Here is a 17,575-nt window from a genome sequence, read left to right on the forward strand (position 1 = left end):
GCCTAGTTATGGTTATGTTTTTTATTGAAATTTAATGGTAATAGTAATCGAAGATTCATGAACTCCTTTTATAAAAATAAAGATAGTGAGCTAAACGGTTTTAACCAGTTATTTTGAAGTTTATTTGGTATTACACCCAACCTCTACTTTACCTGCAAGAAGGGAGTTGAGTATAGGTTTATACTTTGGTGATAGAAATCAAAATGCTTGTAATTCCCTAGTAGCTAATTGAGGCGTTCCTTTTCAAATAAAACTGATATTGTAGAGCCGTTTATTTGGTCATTTTGGTGAGTTCACGTGTCCAACGTAATTTTCCTTTTTTATTATAACTTTCTGTTTTTATAATACCAATACCTTTTACGTACCACTCTACACCAGAACCTCTCATTTTTATAAAACCTAGGGTAAAAATGTAATCGAAGGTCATTTTATAGGCATCAAATTCTCCAGCCTGATTTTTGTATGAGGTGTTTTGGATGACTTTTCGATTATAAACCTTCATATCTGCAAAAGAAGCAGCCGATGCACTATCATCACTCCCTATTTTCAATTCTATGGTGGCATCTTTTAAATCTAAACCCGCTGTTAAATTATCTGGAAACTCCACAAAATCTCCTTCTGCTTTAACTTGTAAGCTGCTTTTTTGATCGTCATTTTGATGTGCTAAATAACCAGCCATATCCACATAAAAATTACCATCTACACATTTAAGTATATCTTTCCTTGCTACACCTTCTTTATTTTTATTACTCTTTTGAGTAGACTCAATCTCTATAATAAGTTCTCCGTTTTTTGTAGTGACCGATGTTACAACATAATTATCTACAGATTTAATTTTTCCCTTTTTATTGTAATTGGTATATTCTAAATGCATCCCCTCCGCATAAGGCGAAATAGCTTCACAATTTTGAGAAATAACAACTTGTGCAAGACAAATAAAAATAACTATTAAAAATTTCGTTTTCATAATATTGATTCTTTTTTTAGCGGCAATAAATATACTAATCCCGTTTTAAATAAAGGTTAGAAAAAATAAAAGCCTCATCTATAAATGATGGTTCAACTTTTTAAAAATTCTATATTTCTTTTTAAGCCCGAATACTTAGTGCGCTTAACTGCAGATTTTTTAAACACCTTACTAAATGTTTCTTGTGTAATCTCCTCCCAATCTTTTCTGGACATGGATAATAACTCTGGATGTGGGTTAAAAAGAGGTTCGTTATGTGGTTTTGAGAATCGATTCCACGGACAAACATCTTGACAAACATCGCAACCAAACATCCAATCGTCAAATTGCCCTTTAAATTCTGTTGGAATATTTTCTTTTAATTCTATGGTGAAATAGGAAATACATTTACTGCCGTCTACAACATATGGTTCTGTTATTGCTTGTGTTGGACAAGCATCAATACATGCAGTACATGTGCCACAATGGTCTGTTGTGGGTAAATCGTATTCTAAATCCAAATCGATAATCAATTCCGCAATAAAATAAAAAGAGCCTACTTGTTGGGTTAATAAATTGCTATGCTTCCCAATCCAACCCAATCCACTTTTTGCAGCCCAGGCTTTATCTAAAACGGGGGCCGAATCTACAAAAGCACGTCCATGTACTTCTCCAATTTCTTCTTGAATAAAGTTTAAAAGTGATTTGAGCTTATCTTTTATTATAAAATGATAGTCTGTTCCGTAAGCATATTTGCTAATTTTTGGAGCGGTATCATCTTGTTGAAATTCTGATGGATAGTAATTCAATAATAGAGAGATCACACTTTTAGAACCTTCTACCAATTTTGTTGGGTCTAAGCGTTTATCAAAATGGTTTTCCATGTATTGCATTTGCCCATGCATATTCTTGTTCAACCAGTTTTCCAATCGTGGCGCTTCTTCTTCTAAAAACTGGGCTTTACTAATACCACAAGACAAAAACCCGAGGCGTTTTGCTTCAGTTTTTATGAGGTTAGTATGTTTTGATTTTAAATTCATTGTTTTATTGGGCTTCTATTACCCATTCGACATTTATGCCCAGCTTCTATTTTAAAGCTGTAAATATAAATGAATTCTATGGTGTTACATGATGCCTTTCTATATTCAAGATGAACTAAAGTTGAAATGATTTATTAAAGATTAACAACTTTAGGACTGCGCTCAGCCTGACATTATGGATGAAATCTTCTTGAGGCTTCGACTCCGCTCAGCCTGACATTACGATTATACTTCTTGAGGCTTCGACTACGCTCCTGCCTGACATGATGGTTGATATTAAAAATGAAAATGAAACTATTTTGTCACACTGAGCGCCCGCCTGCCGGACGGGCAGGCAGTCGAAGTGCTTGTTTAATTCTCACTTTTTTTTAAAACAAACCTCATTTTAACATCAACAGGTTTTAAAGTTATTAAAGGATTTATTTTTATAATATTATTATCTGTAAATAAATCAAACTTTTTCAATATCGCGTTCACAGCTAAAATCATTTCATACATAGCAAAATTATTCCCTATACACAATCTTGGCCCTGCTCCAAAGGGCATATAATAGGGCATTATTTTTTTTCTGTTTTCTTCAAAAAAACGAGATGGCTTGAATACTTCCGGGTTCTCCCAATAGTTTTCGTTTCTATGTAATTCATAAATGGACGCGCCTATAATGGTTCCTTTTTTTAATACATAATCATCTATTTTATCGTCTTCAATGTTAACGCGATCTGTTATCCAAGCTGGAGGGTACAAGCGAAGACTTTCCTCAATGCAACACTTCGTATAATTAAGTTGGGAAATCTCTTGTAAAGATGTTAAGCCTTTGGCACTGGTTTCTTTAATCTCAGCTTCAACTTTTGTTAAAATGCCTTTATTTTTAGCCAATAACTTTAATGTAAATGTTAAAGCATTAGCAGTTGTTTCATGGCCTGCTACAAACAAAATTAATATTTCATCAATTAATTGCTCATTGGTCATGGTTGTCCCATCTTCATATTTTGCAGAGAGCAACATATCCAGAAGGTCGTCGTGCTCATCACGAGACGCACGTCTTTGGACTATGATCGTATTAATGATGTTCCGACTTTCTTTTACCAATCTCATATGGTATGCCATCTCGCCCGATAGGGCATACCATATCTTTTTATATGGCATTCTTAGTTCTTTAACAATAAACAATTGTAGTTTTTCAATGATAAACCGCAACCTCTTTAAGGTTTCTTTTTCTGCCGTAAAGTCAAATAATGATTTAGCAACTACTTCGAATGCCAGCTCATTCATTATTGGATATAACTCTACAAATCCCTCAGTATTAATCTCATTGACTTGTTCATTAATAGCTTTATTAATAATCTCAACAAGGTTTTGAATTTTCTCTTTATGAAATGCCGGTTGGATTAATCGACGTTGCTTCAACCAATAATCTCCACTTGATGTTAATAATCCATACCCAACATATTTAGACAAATAGGTTGTTTGAATTTTAGATTTATGATAAATTTTATGGTTTTTTTGTAGCATGTGCTTCGCAATAGCAGCATCTCGTGTTAAAACGATGTGCCCATAAAAAGGAGACTTGACAGCAAAGGTATCCCCCAATTCATTAAACCATTTATTATGAAATGGAATGGGGTTTTTTGCTATAGTGGCCGATTTTATTAAGAATTTATAAAAGGGGACTTTATTTGGGTATTTGTACTTCATTTTACACGAATGACTGAACAATCTGTTTAAGTTCTTTTTGTGGGTTCTTGCCCTCACTTCGACTTCGCTCAGTGACCACGACTTCGCTCAATGACTAGGTTCAAGGGGCCGTTTCAGAATGCCACTAGTGTTAAAACAACCCGCCTTGGATATCTCCTTTTATTCTACCCAAATGTTTATAAGCCTGCTCGGTAACTTCCCGTCCACGAGGTGTACGCATAATAAATCCTTGCTGAATTAAAAAGGGCTCATAAACTTCTTCTATGGTTTCCGGACTTTCACTAACCGCAGTAGCTATAGTTGTAATACCAACAGGACCTCCTTTAAATTTATCTATGATGGTAGATAGAATTTTGTTGTCCATTTCGTCCAATCCATGTGCATCTACATTTAAGGCTTCTAATGCAAACTTCGCAATTTCAATATCGATAGTTCCATTGCCCTTTATTTGAGCAAAATCCCGAACACGTCGCAATAAGGCATTTGCTATTCTTGGGGTTCCTCTGCTTCTCCCTGCAATCTCTATGGCTGCTTCCATAGATATTGGCATATTCAAAATATCTGCACTTCTCTGTATGATGGTGGTTAGTAAATCTGTTTTATAATACTGCAACCTACTTTGGATACCAAAACGGGCGCGCATTGGTGAGGTTAATAATCCAGATCGGGTTGTAGCACCAACTAAGGTAAACGGGTTTAAATTAATTTGCACGGACCGCGCATTAGGTCCAGACTCGATCATGATATCAATCTTGTAATCTTCCATAGCAGAATATAAATACTCTTCTACGATGGGGCTTAATCGATGAATTTCGTCAATAAATAACACATCACGTTCCTCTAAATTAGTTAGTAAGCCCGCCAAGTCTCCCGGTTTATCCAAAACGGGTCCCGATGTTACTTTTATACCTACATTTAATTCGTTTGCTAAAATATGGGCCAAAGTTGTTTTTCCCAGGCCTGGAGGCCCATGAAACAGCGTATGGTCTAAAGCTTCGGTTCTTAAATTCGCTGCTTGAACAAATATTTGAAGGTTTTCCAAAACCTGATCCTGACCCGTAAAATCGTCAAAGGCCAGTGGCCTTAATTTTTTTTCTACATCTAATTCTTCTGGAGAGATATTTTCGTTGGATGGATCTAGGTTTTCGTTCATAACAACTTCCTGCGATGGCTGGATTTTTTTATTATTTAAATGGTCTTGACAGCATGAATTCCTGCCTTTACTGAAACAAGTTCAGCACATATGCAGGGATAATATTGTTTCTAACTTAGCATTACTTTCTAAAATTTGCTCCTTTTTTGTCACATTGAGTACAGTCAAAATGTAAATAAAAACTAGAATTCCAATAGGTATTCAACTGTATTCAGACTAACATTACAACCTTAATTTATATGACATTCAGCATGGTTATGCTTTCATTTTCTTTTTCGCTTTTATAAAAAATCGTTGTGCTTTATTTGAGTTATTTTAAATCAGAACTGGTATAGCAAAAAGGCAATACAAGCAAATATAATCAAAAAGCCTTTCCGAATCGGAAAGGCTTTAGCAAATAACTTGATTTAAAATAATTTATTTGCTCCCCCTATTCATCTTTTATTTCTTGATTATTCTTTTTACCAATATTCCACCCCCTGCTTTAATCCTTACAAGGTACACCCCAGGATCAATACTAGATAAATCAACTGTTTGGTTTTTCAGCTCAATATCCTTAACAAGTTTTCCCAAAACATCGAACAATGCCACTTGTTCTATTTCTACGTTATCTGTTTTGATATGCAAGTTCTCTTCTACCGGGTTTGGATATAGGCTTATCAAATCTTTCAACGGTGCACCCTCAAGGCCCAAGGTAGCAGTAGTAAACGTTTTTACGGTACCGTAAGTTGTTCCCGAGCTATTGATGGCATAGGTTCTATATGAATACCCAGAATTATCGTTTAGTCCTGTAACAGACTGGCCAAAGATGCCCCCGCCCGTTCCTATCTGTAATTTTATAGTATTGGCATCTCCGATCTCCGGGTCGTTGTCGTCTGCTGTCAGGGCGTAAACGATTCCACGCTCTGTTACGCTGGTACTACCCTCGTCCGTAACATTGCCTCCCAAGGTCGCCGATGTCGATAATATATTACTGGCATCGTCTGTAAGAACTGTTGCCGTGAAGTCATCGTTATCGATGGTCACCGTCGCACCGTCCGTAATGTTCACCGACAGTGTGGTCGATGCCAGATTGGACTGGCTTACCGTCAAGGTCTCGTTTGCCTCCAGTTTTGTGTCCCCCGTCGGGGTCACCGTAAAGGTCTGCGTCTCGCTGGCACTGCCCGTAAAGGTCAGGGTCTGGCCCGTCACGGCCGTGTAGTCACTATCGCTAGTGGTCGCCGTGCCGTCCGAGGTACTTACGTCCACAGTGAAACCGCCCTGTACCGCATTGTCCAAAGTGGCCGTCACCGTGATGGCCCCGTCGTTCTCGTTGCCGCTCACATCCGCGATCGTTACCGTGGCGCTGTCATCGTTGTCGATGGTCACCGTGGCGCCGTCCGTGATGTTCACCGTCAGGGCACTAGCCGCCAGATTGGACTGGCTTACCGTCAAGGTCTCGTTCGCCTCCAGTTTGGTATCTCCTGTTGGGGTCACCGTAAAGGTCTGCGTCTCGTTGGCCGTTCCCGTAAAGGTCAGAGTCTGGTCCGTCACGGCCGAATAATCGCTGTCGCCCGTGGTTGCCATGCCGTCCGAGGTGCTTACGTCCACCGTAAAGCCCCCCTGTACCGCATTATCCAAAGTGGCCGTCACCGTGATAGCACCGTCGTTCTCGTTGCCGCTCACGTCCGCGATCGTTACCGACGCGCTGTCGTCATTATCAATGGTCACCGTGGCGCCGTCCGTGATGTTCACCGTCAGGACAGTAGCCACCAGATTGGACTGGCTTACCGTCAAGGTCTCGTTCGCCTCCAGTTTGGTGTCTCCCGTTGGGGTCACCGTAAAGGTCTGCGTCTCGCTGGCCGTTCCCGTAAAGGTCAGGGTCTGGCCCGCCACGGCCGAATAATCGCTGTCGCCCGTAGTCGCAGTACCGTCACTCGTGCTCACGTCTACCATGAAACCGCCCTGTACCGCATTGTCCAAAGTGGCCGTCACCGTGATAGCACCGTCGTTCTCGTTGCCGCTCACATCCGCGATCGTTACCGACGCGCTGTCGTCGTTGTTGATGGTCACCGTGGCGCCGTCCGTGATGTTCACCGCCAGGACAGTAGCCGCCAGGTTGGACTGGCTTACCGTCAAGGTCTCGTTCGCCTCCAGTTTGGTGTCCCCCGTTGGGGTCACCGTAAAGGTCTGCGTCTCGCTGGCACTTCCCGTAAAGGTCAGGGTCTGGCCCGTCACGGCCGTGTAGTCGCTATCGCTAGTGGTCGCCGTACCGTCACTCGTGCTCACGTCAACCGTGAAACCGCCCTGTACCGCATTGTCCAAAGTGGCTGTCACCGTGATGGCCCCGTCGTTCTCGTTGCCGCTCACGTTGGCTATGGTCACCATCGCGCTATCGTCGTCATTAATGGTATAAGTATGTACCAGATTCGTTCCCAAGGTGGCATTGGTGGGGTTTAAAATTGTTACGATCACTGTTTCGTTGGCTTCCAGAATAGCATCTGGGACTATACTGGCTATGGTTATGTCATTATTACCATCTCCAGCCGATATGGTCAATGAGCCATCTGCCAGCGTATAATCTGTTCCTCCTGCTGCTGCTGTTCCCGTTACTACATAATCTACGGAGACATCACTTCCGCTTATTGTGCTTAACGAGACTTCTAAATCTGCACTGCCCACGCTTTCCGCTCCCGATGAGCTCGTGGAGGTAAAAGCTACCGTGGGGTTTAACGTTGTAAATGTCTCTACGGTTCCTTCTGTTGTTCCTTCGCTATTTATGGCGTATGCCGAAAAGCTATAGTTACTAGAGGCGAGCAAACTCGAAATTGCCTGGCCGAAACTTCCCGTTGTACCAGAGACGACTACCTTGGTTACATTGGCCCCTCCTGCTTCTGCCACTGTTGGCGTGGCATCATCCGAGGTCAGTGCGTATACAAAGCCTCTTTCTGTTACAACCGCTCCGCCATCTGAGGTGACATCACCGTTAAGTGTTGCTCCTGTGGCTATAATTGAAATAGCCGCATTGGTGGTTACTGCTGGTGGTGAAAGTGGTGGTGGTATACCATCTTGGATAGCTATATTATTTATACTTGGATATGTTAGACCAGAGGTCGTAATAATTCTCACCTCATCAACATAATCAAAATCCGAATTTAAAGATACCGACACACTGTTGGCATCTGGGTTTCCTGTAAATGTGGTACTAGCTACTTGAGAACCATCCCTCAAGCCTATTACAGACATAGCTTGTGAATTATTGTTCCCCCAGTCATACCATTCAAACCCATTTATCTGAAACTCATCCCCAGAAGAAGATTTTACAATTTGCCCTTTCCAAGTATCGTTAAATGGCGGAGCAGAAAAAGTAGTAAGTCCAGAAAAACCATCCAAAGTTCCCAAATCTCCATCTGAGTACCACTCTAGAACACCTATATTATCAAAGGATTCATCAACATTATATATTTCGATCGTTATGCCCGAAATATCTGATGATCCACCTTCTCCATCTTCAGCTATACCATCGTTCCAAGCTGCACCTGCATCACTGGTAAATTGCAGATTTTGAGAAGTTGATGGTATCGAATATATTATATCGTCAATAAAAACATTTAAATCTGCTGCTTCAATCCATAATTCGTCTATATCCTGAAAATCTGTATTACCAGATAATACCTGATTCCCATCAAAAGTAATATTAACAGTTGCTCCTACCTGAGCACCATCTTTATAGGCCTTTAATGTCCCCGTAGTACTAGCTCCAACACCAGAATCTTGTATATAAATACTTGAAACAGCAAATTCATCTCCTCCGTGACGTTTAATAGTCCATTTTGTTATTCCACCAATATCGGCATTGTTGTCATAAAGTGCCCCTGTACCTCCAGCCCCCGAGGTTTCCCTGAAAGAAATAAAATCGTCGGATGCCACAGAGTTTATCGAAAGGCTTAGTGGACCCAATGAAACTGTTTTTCCAAGTGTTCGATTATTTGTTACTCCTGTGTTGTTAAAATCGATTGTTGCAGATCCTGTAGGCACAGTTCCTGCTACTACATTGCTAATAGTTATTCCTTTTAAGGTAAATGCATCTGGCAGGTCTATTAAAGGGTTCACCGTGAACTCAATTTCTGAAACTCCAGTAACAGGTAACGTATTATTATTATCAAAAAAAGTACCTATTGAAACACCCGAATTATTTTCAGATAAGGATTTATTTGCACTTAATGTCATTGTTCTAATCGTCGTACCAGAAGCATTTTTAAAGACTATTTGAGTATTCGTTGTATAAATAGATGGTCCATTTATTGACGATAGGTAGTTAAAAATAGTCAAATCATCCACATCAAAAGATACAGCATTTGTTCCATCTGCCTTAACTGTAAATACCGCAGTTGCTCCTGGGGTAATATTTGTAGAAAATAATTCTGACCCTACCACACTACCAGTAACATTAGTTGTTTGGTTGCTACCTTCTAATATTGATGTTGTAGAAATGGATTTAAATCCAACGCTTCCAGAATCATCTGCCCCAAGAACTCCAAATTTATAAAAATCTTGGGGAAACACTTGAAAACACATCATAATTAGCAAAAGAGAAAAAAGATTTTTAATCTTTCCTTGTTTCAGTTTATAACTTGAATGAAGTACTAAAGTAATTTTTTTCATGAGATACAATATGTAAGGTTAGTTAATTATTATTATGTAATACTTTTTAAATAAATTTTGTATGAATATAAAACAAAATAAAATCTAAAACAACATTATATCGTGTTTTTTTGATTTTAAACGATTATTTATATGTATTGTCAATTATTTTTAGCATAAAAAAGCCTTTCCGAATCGGAAAGGCTTTAGCAAATAATTTGGTTAAAATTATGGCTAGTTATAAATAGTTCATCGGTTAATTTATAATAGTAAATTCACAGCGTCTGTTAATATCGTATTCCTCATCACTACAAATACCTTCTTTAACGCATTCGTTAAGTGGTTGCATTTCGCCGTATCCGATACTTTTTAATCGGTTTCTATCAATGCCTTGGCTTACTAAATATTCTAAAGTAGAAGCTGCCCGGCTTTTAGATAAATTTAAGTTATATTGATCTGACCCTCTTGCATCTGTATGTGCGGCTATTTCAATCGCCATATCAGGATACTTGTTTAGCAGATCGACAAGCACATTCAAAGTTACTGCGGCATCTTCACGAATATTGGATTTATCGAAATTAAAATAGATTTTATCTAATTGAACTTGAACATCTCCTTTTTCGTTTTCCTCAACATGTTCTTCCGCATCTGCATAAGACTCTAAAGTTAAATAGATATTATGGTATATTTTACCTTTACTATCTGTTGAGAATTCAACATCCTGCGGAATGTATGCTTTTCGTGTTCCACGAATTTTATACTTTTTATTAGGTGCTATCTTAAACAGGTATTCTGCTTTTTCGCCTATTATAGAATCTTGAATCGCAGTACCTGTTTCATCAAATAATGTGACCAAAGAACCTGACAATAATTCTTTGGTATTTTTATCTTGTACAATACCTTCTACTAAATACTTGGTTAAAATATTTTCTTCCCTTGTAAAAGCATAGAGTCTATCATAACCACTTCTATTCGAAGACACATAGCCTTTATTATTCTCTTCTCTTACGGTATATGCGAAATCGTCTAAACTACTATTTATGGAACCACCTAAGTTTACGGGCTTGCCAAAACTGCCATTTACAATTTCGCTTCTAAACACATCTAAACCGCCATACCCCTGATGCCCATCCGACGAGAAGTATAATACACCTCTATCACTTATGTAAGGAAATTGTTCGCGGTGCTTTGTATTTACTTTATCCCCTAAGTTTTCTGGAGCTCCATAAGTGCCATCATCGTTTATAGCGACTTTGTAAATATCGAATCCACCTATAGTCCCTGGCATATCGCTAGCAAAATAAAGTGTTTTCCCATCTTTACTTAAGGCAGGATGCTCTGTGCTATATGTGTTTGAATTGAATGGTAACTCTGTAACATTGGTCCATATACTATCTACCAACTCCGCTTTAAAAATTTTAATATGGGCAATTCGTTCATTATCTATTTTGGTTCGTGTTTTACTGGTTCTATTAAAATACATGGTTTTGGCATCGCTACTAAATGTCGCATTACTTTCATGGGAATCTGTATTTATCTCATCTGAAAAAGGCGTAATATTTTTTATTGTTCCATCATTGACCATAGTGGCTTTATACAAATCCAAATAGGGCAAATTATTCCATGAGTAAGCTGGGTTATCACTATTTCTTGATGAAGCAAAAGCCACTTTATTGGCTCCATAGAACGCTAATCCAAAATCACTATTTGAATTGGCACTCTCCATTTGTTTTAGTTTAAATGTATGTGGCGTTATTTTGTTTAGAGCATCAATAAAAGCAGGGGTATTTATTTTGCGATTGTAATATCTGCTTAAATGCAAATCGGCTTCTTTATAGTTTTTAACACCTTTTAAAGCCTGAGCATATCTAAAATGTAATTCAACATCTATAGAATCACCATAGGTTATGAATAGCTCACGATAGGTTTTTATTGCTTTTTGCAAACTAGCGTTGTAATAATAACTGTCTGCCAAATTTTGAAGCACTTCCTGAGTACGTTCTTTCTTTTCATAAATTTCGGCAGCTTCAACATAGGCTCTCATTTCGAAAAGCTTATGAGCTCTTTTTATATTTCCTTTTTGTGCTAATGCTATTCCACTAACTAATAAAAGGCTCGCAAGTATGTATATCTGTTTGTTCATAATTGTAATCATTTTTGGTTAGAAGAATCTAGGTGAGCGATCGTATCCGCCTTTAAGTCCGAATAAATCAATATCAAATAAAATAAATATTTCATGGGATCCTGAATTGAAATCACCTAATTTCGTGGTCGTAAAATCGTAAGCGTACCCAATTTTTAATTCTGGGGTTATCCTAAAACTTGCCAACCCACTTATGGCATCATCTAATCGATACCCTAATCCTGCTTCTAATCTGTCATTAAATAACACATTTGCTGTTACATCTATAGCCAAAGGGGCTCCTCTAACTGATTTTGCCATAAATGCAGGTTTAAATTTTAAACCCCTATTAATATTAAAAACATAACCTCCTGTTAAAAAATAGTGAATGTCCTCAACACCTGTAGATTTTACACCGCCTTCTGTTTCTAAATGTTTTGTTGTTAACAGATTTGGAGCAGATAAACCAATGTAGTAGTTATCGGTAAAATAAAATGCTCCAATCCCTAGATTTGGAAATGTTTTATGCACGTTTTCATTAAATGCCACATCTGTTGTTACGTTACCAGACTGAAGATTGAAGCCATCAAAGTTCACATCAAATAACGTGAACCCTGCTTTGATACCAAGGGATAATTTTGCTTCAAGCCCTACTGGCAATATATAAGCAAAGTCTACATAAATGTTATTTTCACTCACGACATCTCCTATATTATCATTTGTAAACGAAATACCCACTTCTATTTTCTCATTGATGGGGGTGTGAGCGAAAAAAGTTCCTGTTTTTGGTGCCCCTTCAACACCAACCCATTGTGTTCTATACAAACCTCCTAAATTTAAAATGGCTTCCTCTGCTGTTGCATAAGCTGGATTAATGACACTCATATTATACATATACTGTGTAAATTGGGGGTCTTGTTGTGCAAAACTTTGAAATGACAAGAGCGTCAAACTTAACAAAGCAGCTATTTTATGATATCTATTTAAATGTTTCATGTGTATATTCTATTTTATTTTTAAGGTCACATGTAGCATCCATTTTAATAATCCTTTGAAGTTTACTAATATTAGTAATGGATGTTTCATTGTTTTTAAATTTTGCTTTATCTATAAATTATCTGCTTAAGTATAAGCGTCCTTGTTCTGGTTTATTTTCTCCATCATTGAAATAGAAAATATAAAAATAGACGCCTACTGGTAAATCTCCACTTCCAATAGTTCTGGATTGATTGGATGTACCATCAAATCTTGGCGCATTATTATGCCCTTTATAAACAATGTTACCGTAACGATTAAATATTTCTATTGAGAAATTTGGATATAGCACGCCTAAATGATCTATATCAAACGTGTCATTTGTACCATCACCATTTGGTGAAAATCCATCTGGAATGATCAATTTACCACAGGCTGTTAAATCTGTAGTTATTGCTAAGCGAACACTACTTTCACAACCCGTAGTAGCATCTACTAAGGCAGCATAATAAGTAACGTTATGATTTAAAATGGCACTTTCCGAAATAACAGAACCATTTATTGCAGCATCGTACCAAAGGATATTATTTGTTGATGCGCTATATTCTGTAATATTTAATGACAGGTCATTAATTGTTGGATCATCATTGATGCAGTACTCCGCTGCTGGATCGTCCAATGTTGGTGTTGGTGTATCATTAACGGTCACATTAACTTGAGCATTTGCTGAAGATTCACAACCAGAGCTCCCTGTTTGGGTGGCGTAATAATCTTCCCCATCTATTAATGTATCCGTGGCATTTAGTGGTGCTGTTAAAGCAGCGTCTTCATACCAGGTAATGGTTCCTGTCGCTGTTAAGGTCGCATCTAAATTTGCTACTGTGGGATTATCGACCAGACAAAATTCCGGATTTGGGCTATTGACAACTGGTGGTGGGCTATCACTAATAGTAACCGTGATATCTGCGCTTGCATCTGTTGCACAAGGTGCGTTTGCTGTCACGGTATATCTATAAACGCCTTGAGGATCTACTAAAGGATCAAAAACCCCTGTACCACTGGCTAATGCCGGTGACCATGTACCTCCTGTATCCGCTCCTCCCAAAAATGTAAATAAATCTGTGGGACCATCAATCATACAAATTAAAGCTGAATTATCGGCTCCGGCATTGGGGGCTTGCGTTACAGCAACATCCACTTGGCTACTTGAAGTTCCACAAGCATTGTTATGCGTATAAGTATAGGTACCACTTGCATCAACCGAAGGATCGAAAATACCGGTACCACTTGCTAGTGCTGGCGACCAGACCCCTCCTGGGTCTGCAGCTCCTAAAAGCGTAAACAAATCGGTTGTAGCATCTGTACTACAAACATCTAAAGTATTATCTGTTCCTGCATTTAATGGTTCATCAATAGTCACTGTTATGGTGGTGCTATCATCTACACATGGTGCAGAAGCTATTACATAATATGTAAATTGATAATTATTGGCACTAAATCCTGTGACATCATATGCTGTTGGGCTAGCCACTACTGTTCCTGTATTGTCCGTGCCTTCATACCAAGTTCCACCACTATCTTGAGTGCCATCTAACCCATCAAAAAGATTTATCGTGGTATTATTACATTCAGAAATTCCTGGGTTGATAGCCATTCCTGCATGGGGTGATTGGTGAATTGTTACCGTTACTTCGGTTCTTGTTGAAGATTCGCAACCAGTAGCTGCATCCATATCTGTTGCAAAATAATTTTCTCCATCTACCAAACCTATTGTTCCAGCTAAGGGAGTGCCGCCTGTTGCATCTTCGTACCATTGTATGGTAGTTCCCGATATCACCGATAGGTCTCCGACCGTAGCCATATCGCAAAATTCCTGAACTGTGCTTGCTGTTGGAGCAGCTGTATCGTTTATAGTAATTGAGACTGTGACATCTACATCATCACAGCTTCCAATACTGGTTACATCATAAGTAAAATTATAAGTTCCTGGGGCAAGACCGTCTATGGTTACCTCGTTTACCGATAATACCCCTGAAGCGTCATCATCATTCCAGATCCCAGTTTGATCTTCTCCTGTTAACAAATCGAATAAATCTACTGTTTGTGCCGCTGTGATATCTACAACACAAAACTCTGGCATAGGTGCAATGGGTGTTCCAGATTCTGGAGCATCATTAATTGTAACGGTTACTATTGAACTATTTGTACATGTACTGGCATCTGTAATAGTATATGTGAAATTATATGAACCTATTGCTAGCGCAGTTAAATCGAGATTGCTACCCGTTAATGCTCCTGTAGTATCATCATCCGTCCAGGTGCCTCCTCCAGTTTCACCTGTAAGCTGATCAAATAAATTTAAAGAAGTTGGCGTCGCTCCTAAATCATTTTCACAATATATTGTTGGTGTTGGTGTGCCTGTATTCGGCAATGGGTTTATTATAATCGATACAGTAACATTGGCATCATCACAGCTTCCAATCGCATCAACATCGAATGTAAAATCATAGGTTCCAGATGTAAGACTACCAATTGCAACCTCGTTTCCTGATAACGCACCTGAGGTATCATCATCATTCCATGTTCCTGTTTGATCTTCATCTGTTAATAAATCAAACAAATTTACTGTCTGTATATCTCCTTCACAAAATTCTGGAAAAGTTGCTATGGGTGTTCCAGATTCTGGAGCATCGTTAATTGTAACGGTTACTATTGAACTATTTGTACATGTACTGGCATCTGTAATAGTATATGTGAAATTATATGAACCTATTACTAACGCTGTTAAATCGAGATTGCTACCCGTTAATGCTCCTGTAGTATCATCATCCGTCCAGGTGCCTCCTCCAGTTTCACCTGTAAGCTGATCAAATAAATTTAAAGAAGTTGGCGTCGCTCCTAAATCATTTTCACAATATATTGCTGGTGTTGGTGTGCCTGTATTGGGTAGTGGGTTTATAGTGACCTGAACTGTTACTAATACATCATCACAACTTCCAATGGCGTCTACATCGAATGTGAAGTCATAAGTTCCAGCCGTCAGCCCAGATAAATCTGTAGGATTCGTTGCTGTAGCTCCTGTATTATCGACTCCTAAATACCAAGTTCCTGTTTGGTCTTCATTATCCAGCAAATCAAATAAATCATATACTGCAGGCGCTGTCCCTTCGCAAAATTCTGGAAAAGTCGCTACGGGGGTCCCAGATTCTGGAGCAGGTTCAACTGTTATTGTTATGGACTCTGTATCTGAACAAGCACCGTTATCTATTGTATAATTAAAAGTATAAGGGCTTCCTGCAACAGTAAACCCGGTAACATCTATGGAATTTGTTACTGGCGCATTTGTAGCATCTGTCCAGGTACCTCCATTATGATCTTGAGACCCATCTAAAGCGTCGAACAGATTATATGGGGAATTTGCTGCTAATTCATTCTCACAAATTAAAGCATTGATAGCTGTCCCTGCATGGGGATCTGCCAGTACGACAACTTGCACTGTTGTAGATTCTTCTAGACAAGGGGTTAGACGATTTTGCGTATATGTAAAGTTATATGTTCCTGCTGTATAAGCACCTGTTGTTAAATCTATTGGTGATGTCACTGGAGGGTCTGAACTTAAAGTTCCTTGAGTCCATTGCCCATTAGGGTCATGATTTTCCAACAAGGTTGTCAAATCAAAATTTGATGGTAAGCCCGATTCACAAAATGTTGCTGGGTTTGCCAGAGATGGTGTTCCTGAAGATAATGGTTCGTAAATTGTAATCGCTACGGTTGAAATACCATCCGGACAGGTGCCCCCGCCTGAAATTGTATAAGTAAACACATGTGTTCCGGCAATTAGAGTTGAGATATTTACCGTTCCTAAATGACCATTAGTAGTAGGTAAAGGCCCCGTCCAGTTACCAGTAGTTTGTGGAAAGCCTACCAATTCGTCAAACAAATCGAAATCTGCTACTGGGATGTTATCTTCACAATATTGCAAAGTTCCTGATGACCCTGCATCTACGGGGTCATCAATATTTACCGTTACTGGTATAGCGTTACTTGTACACGATCCATCATCTATTTGAATATAGTATGTGTTGCCATCCACCAATGGTGTTGTTGATGGTAATGATATCCCTATTGGGGCCCCCGAACCATCAACATTATCGTACCATCTAAAATTAGTTGCCACTGTACCTGTGTCTAAGTCTGCTATTGTAGTACTTGTATTCGAACAAAAGTTTTGTGGATTTGCTGGTGTTGGATTCTGAGGTGAAGCAAATACGCCTACTCTGGTATTCTCAAATTGGCTCTTACACCCCCCATTATCCATAAACACTATGGATAAATTTGTTTGTCCATTAGGAAAAACAGTGGCTGGGTTTACCTGGTTAACTAGATCGAATCTATAATAAACTTCCACACTACCTGAAGGTGGGATACTTGATTGTAAAACATCATCTATATAGGATTGTACGGTTGCATTTTCATTACTACAATAAACACGATCAAAATTCAAACCTGTAGGGTCTACTGTAAAATCCACTACTATGGATTCCCTGGCTCCACAAGTACCAGAATTATCATCGGCATAATACGTTCCTTCTACAACCCATTCATTAGGGTCGAAAGGAGCCCCTCCGGTTAGAGCGTTATACCATACTATTCCATTACCCCCATCTGTTGCATAAGCATTTAAATCGTTAAAAGTAAATTCAGATGCGTCACAAATAGGTGGTGGATTTGGATCTGCTATGGTAGGACATTGCGCGAAAACTGACAATGAAGTACATAATAGCAGTAACATATAACATGTATTTTTTAATACATTTATAGATAGTAATGTTCTTTTCATAATCGAAAATTTAAATTCTTATCTTAATTAACTTAGAATAAATGCGTTGAACTTTTCCAATAATTTTGAAGCAAAGTTTTCCACAAATTTATTCATCACGCAATTTAACGGATTTATTTGTATTTCATCGATGTTTTTAAAATTATTTTGCATTTTATCGATAAAACAAGCATGTAAGCGA

At 38.7% G+C, this 17,575-nt stretch carries 8 protein-coding genes; all 8 read right to left on the reverse strand.

From position 1 onward, the window contains the following. Window positions 1-271: 271 nt before the first annotated feature. Window positions 272-967 (reverse strand): hypothetical protein, encoded by a 696-nt coding sequence (locus PQO00_RS06190; protein ID WP_274183960.1) that lies wholly within the window; start codon window positions 965-967, stop codon window positions 272-274. A gap of 92 nt (window positions 968-1,059) precedes the next feature. Further along, on the reverse strand, window positions 1,060-1,986 hold the full coding sequence (queG, locus tag PQO00_RS06195) for a tRNA epoxyqueuosine(34) reductase QueG (RefSeq protein WP_274183961.1): 927 nt from the start codon (window positions 1,984-1,986) through the stop codon (window positions 1,060-1,062). Window positions 1,987-2,337: 351 nt separating this feature from the next. Continuing rightward, the gene (locus PQO00_RS06200; RefSeq protein ID WP_274183962.1) at window positions 2,338-3,681 is read right to left on the reverse strand and encodes a cytochrome P450; all 1,344 of its coding nucleotides are present in this window, start codon (window positions 3,679-3,681) and stop codon (window positions 2,338-2,340) included. Between the two features lie 130 nt (window positions 3,682-3,811). Next, window positions 3,812-4,834 carry a Holliday junction branch migration DNA helicase RuvB gene (gene ruvB / locus PQO00_RS06205; protein WP_274183963.1) on the reverse strand — a complete coding sequence of 341 codons (1,023 nt, stop codon included), beginning with the start codon at window positions 4,832-4,834 and terminating at the stop codon, window positions 3,812-3,814. A gap of 441 nt (window positions 4,835-5,275) precedes the next feature. Then, window positions 5,276-9,478, reverse strand: coding sequence for a Calx-beta domain-containing protein (locus tag PQO00_RS06210; protein WP_274183964.1), 4,203 nt, complete (start codon window positions 9,476-9,478; stop codon window positions 5,276-5,278). 235 nt (window positions 9,479-9,713) lie between these two features. Beyond that, on the reverse strand, window positions 9,714-11,600 hold the full coding sequence (locus PQO00_RS06215; RefSeq protein WP_274183965.1) for an OmpA family protein: 1,887 nt from the start codon (window positions 11,598-11,600) through the stop codon (window positions 9,714-9,716). Window positions 11,601-11,618: 18 nt separating this feature from the next. Further along, window positions 11,619-12,575 (reverse strand): type IX secretion system membrane protein PorP/SprF, encoded by a 957-nt coding sequence (locus PQO00_RS06220; protein ID WP_274183966.1) that lies wholly within the window; start codon window positions 12,573-12,575, stop codon window positions 11,619-11,621. Window positions 12,576-12,693: 118 nt separating this feature from the next. Then, entirely contained in the window at window positions 12,694-17,394 is a 4,701-nt protein-coding gene (locus tag PQO00_RS06225) for a gliding motility-associated C-terminal domain-containing protein (protein ID WP_274183967.1), read from the reverse strand. Window positions 17,395-17,575: the final 181 nt, after the last annotated feature.

The organism is Flavivirga sp. 57AJ16 (assembly GCF_028736925.1).
Lineage (GTDB): Bacteria > Bacteroidota > Bacteroidia > Flavobacteriales > Flavobacteriaceae > Flavivirga.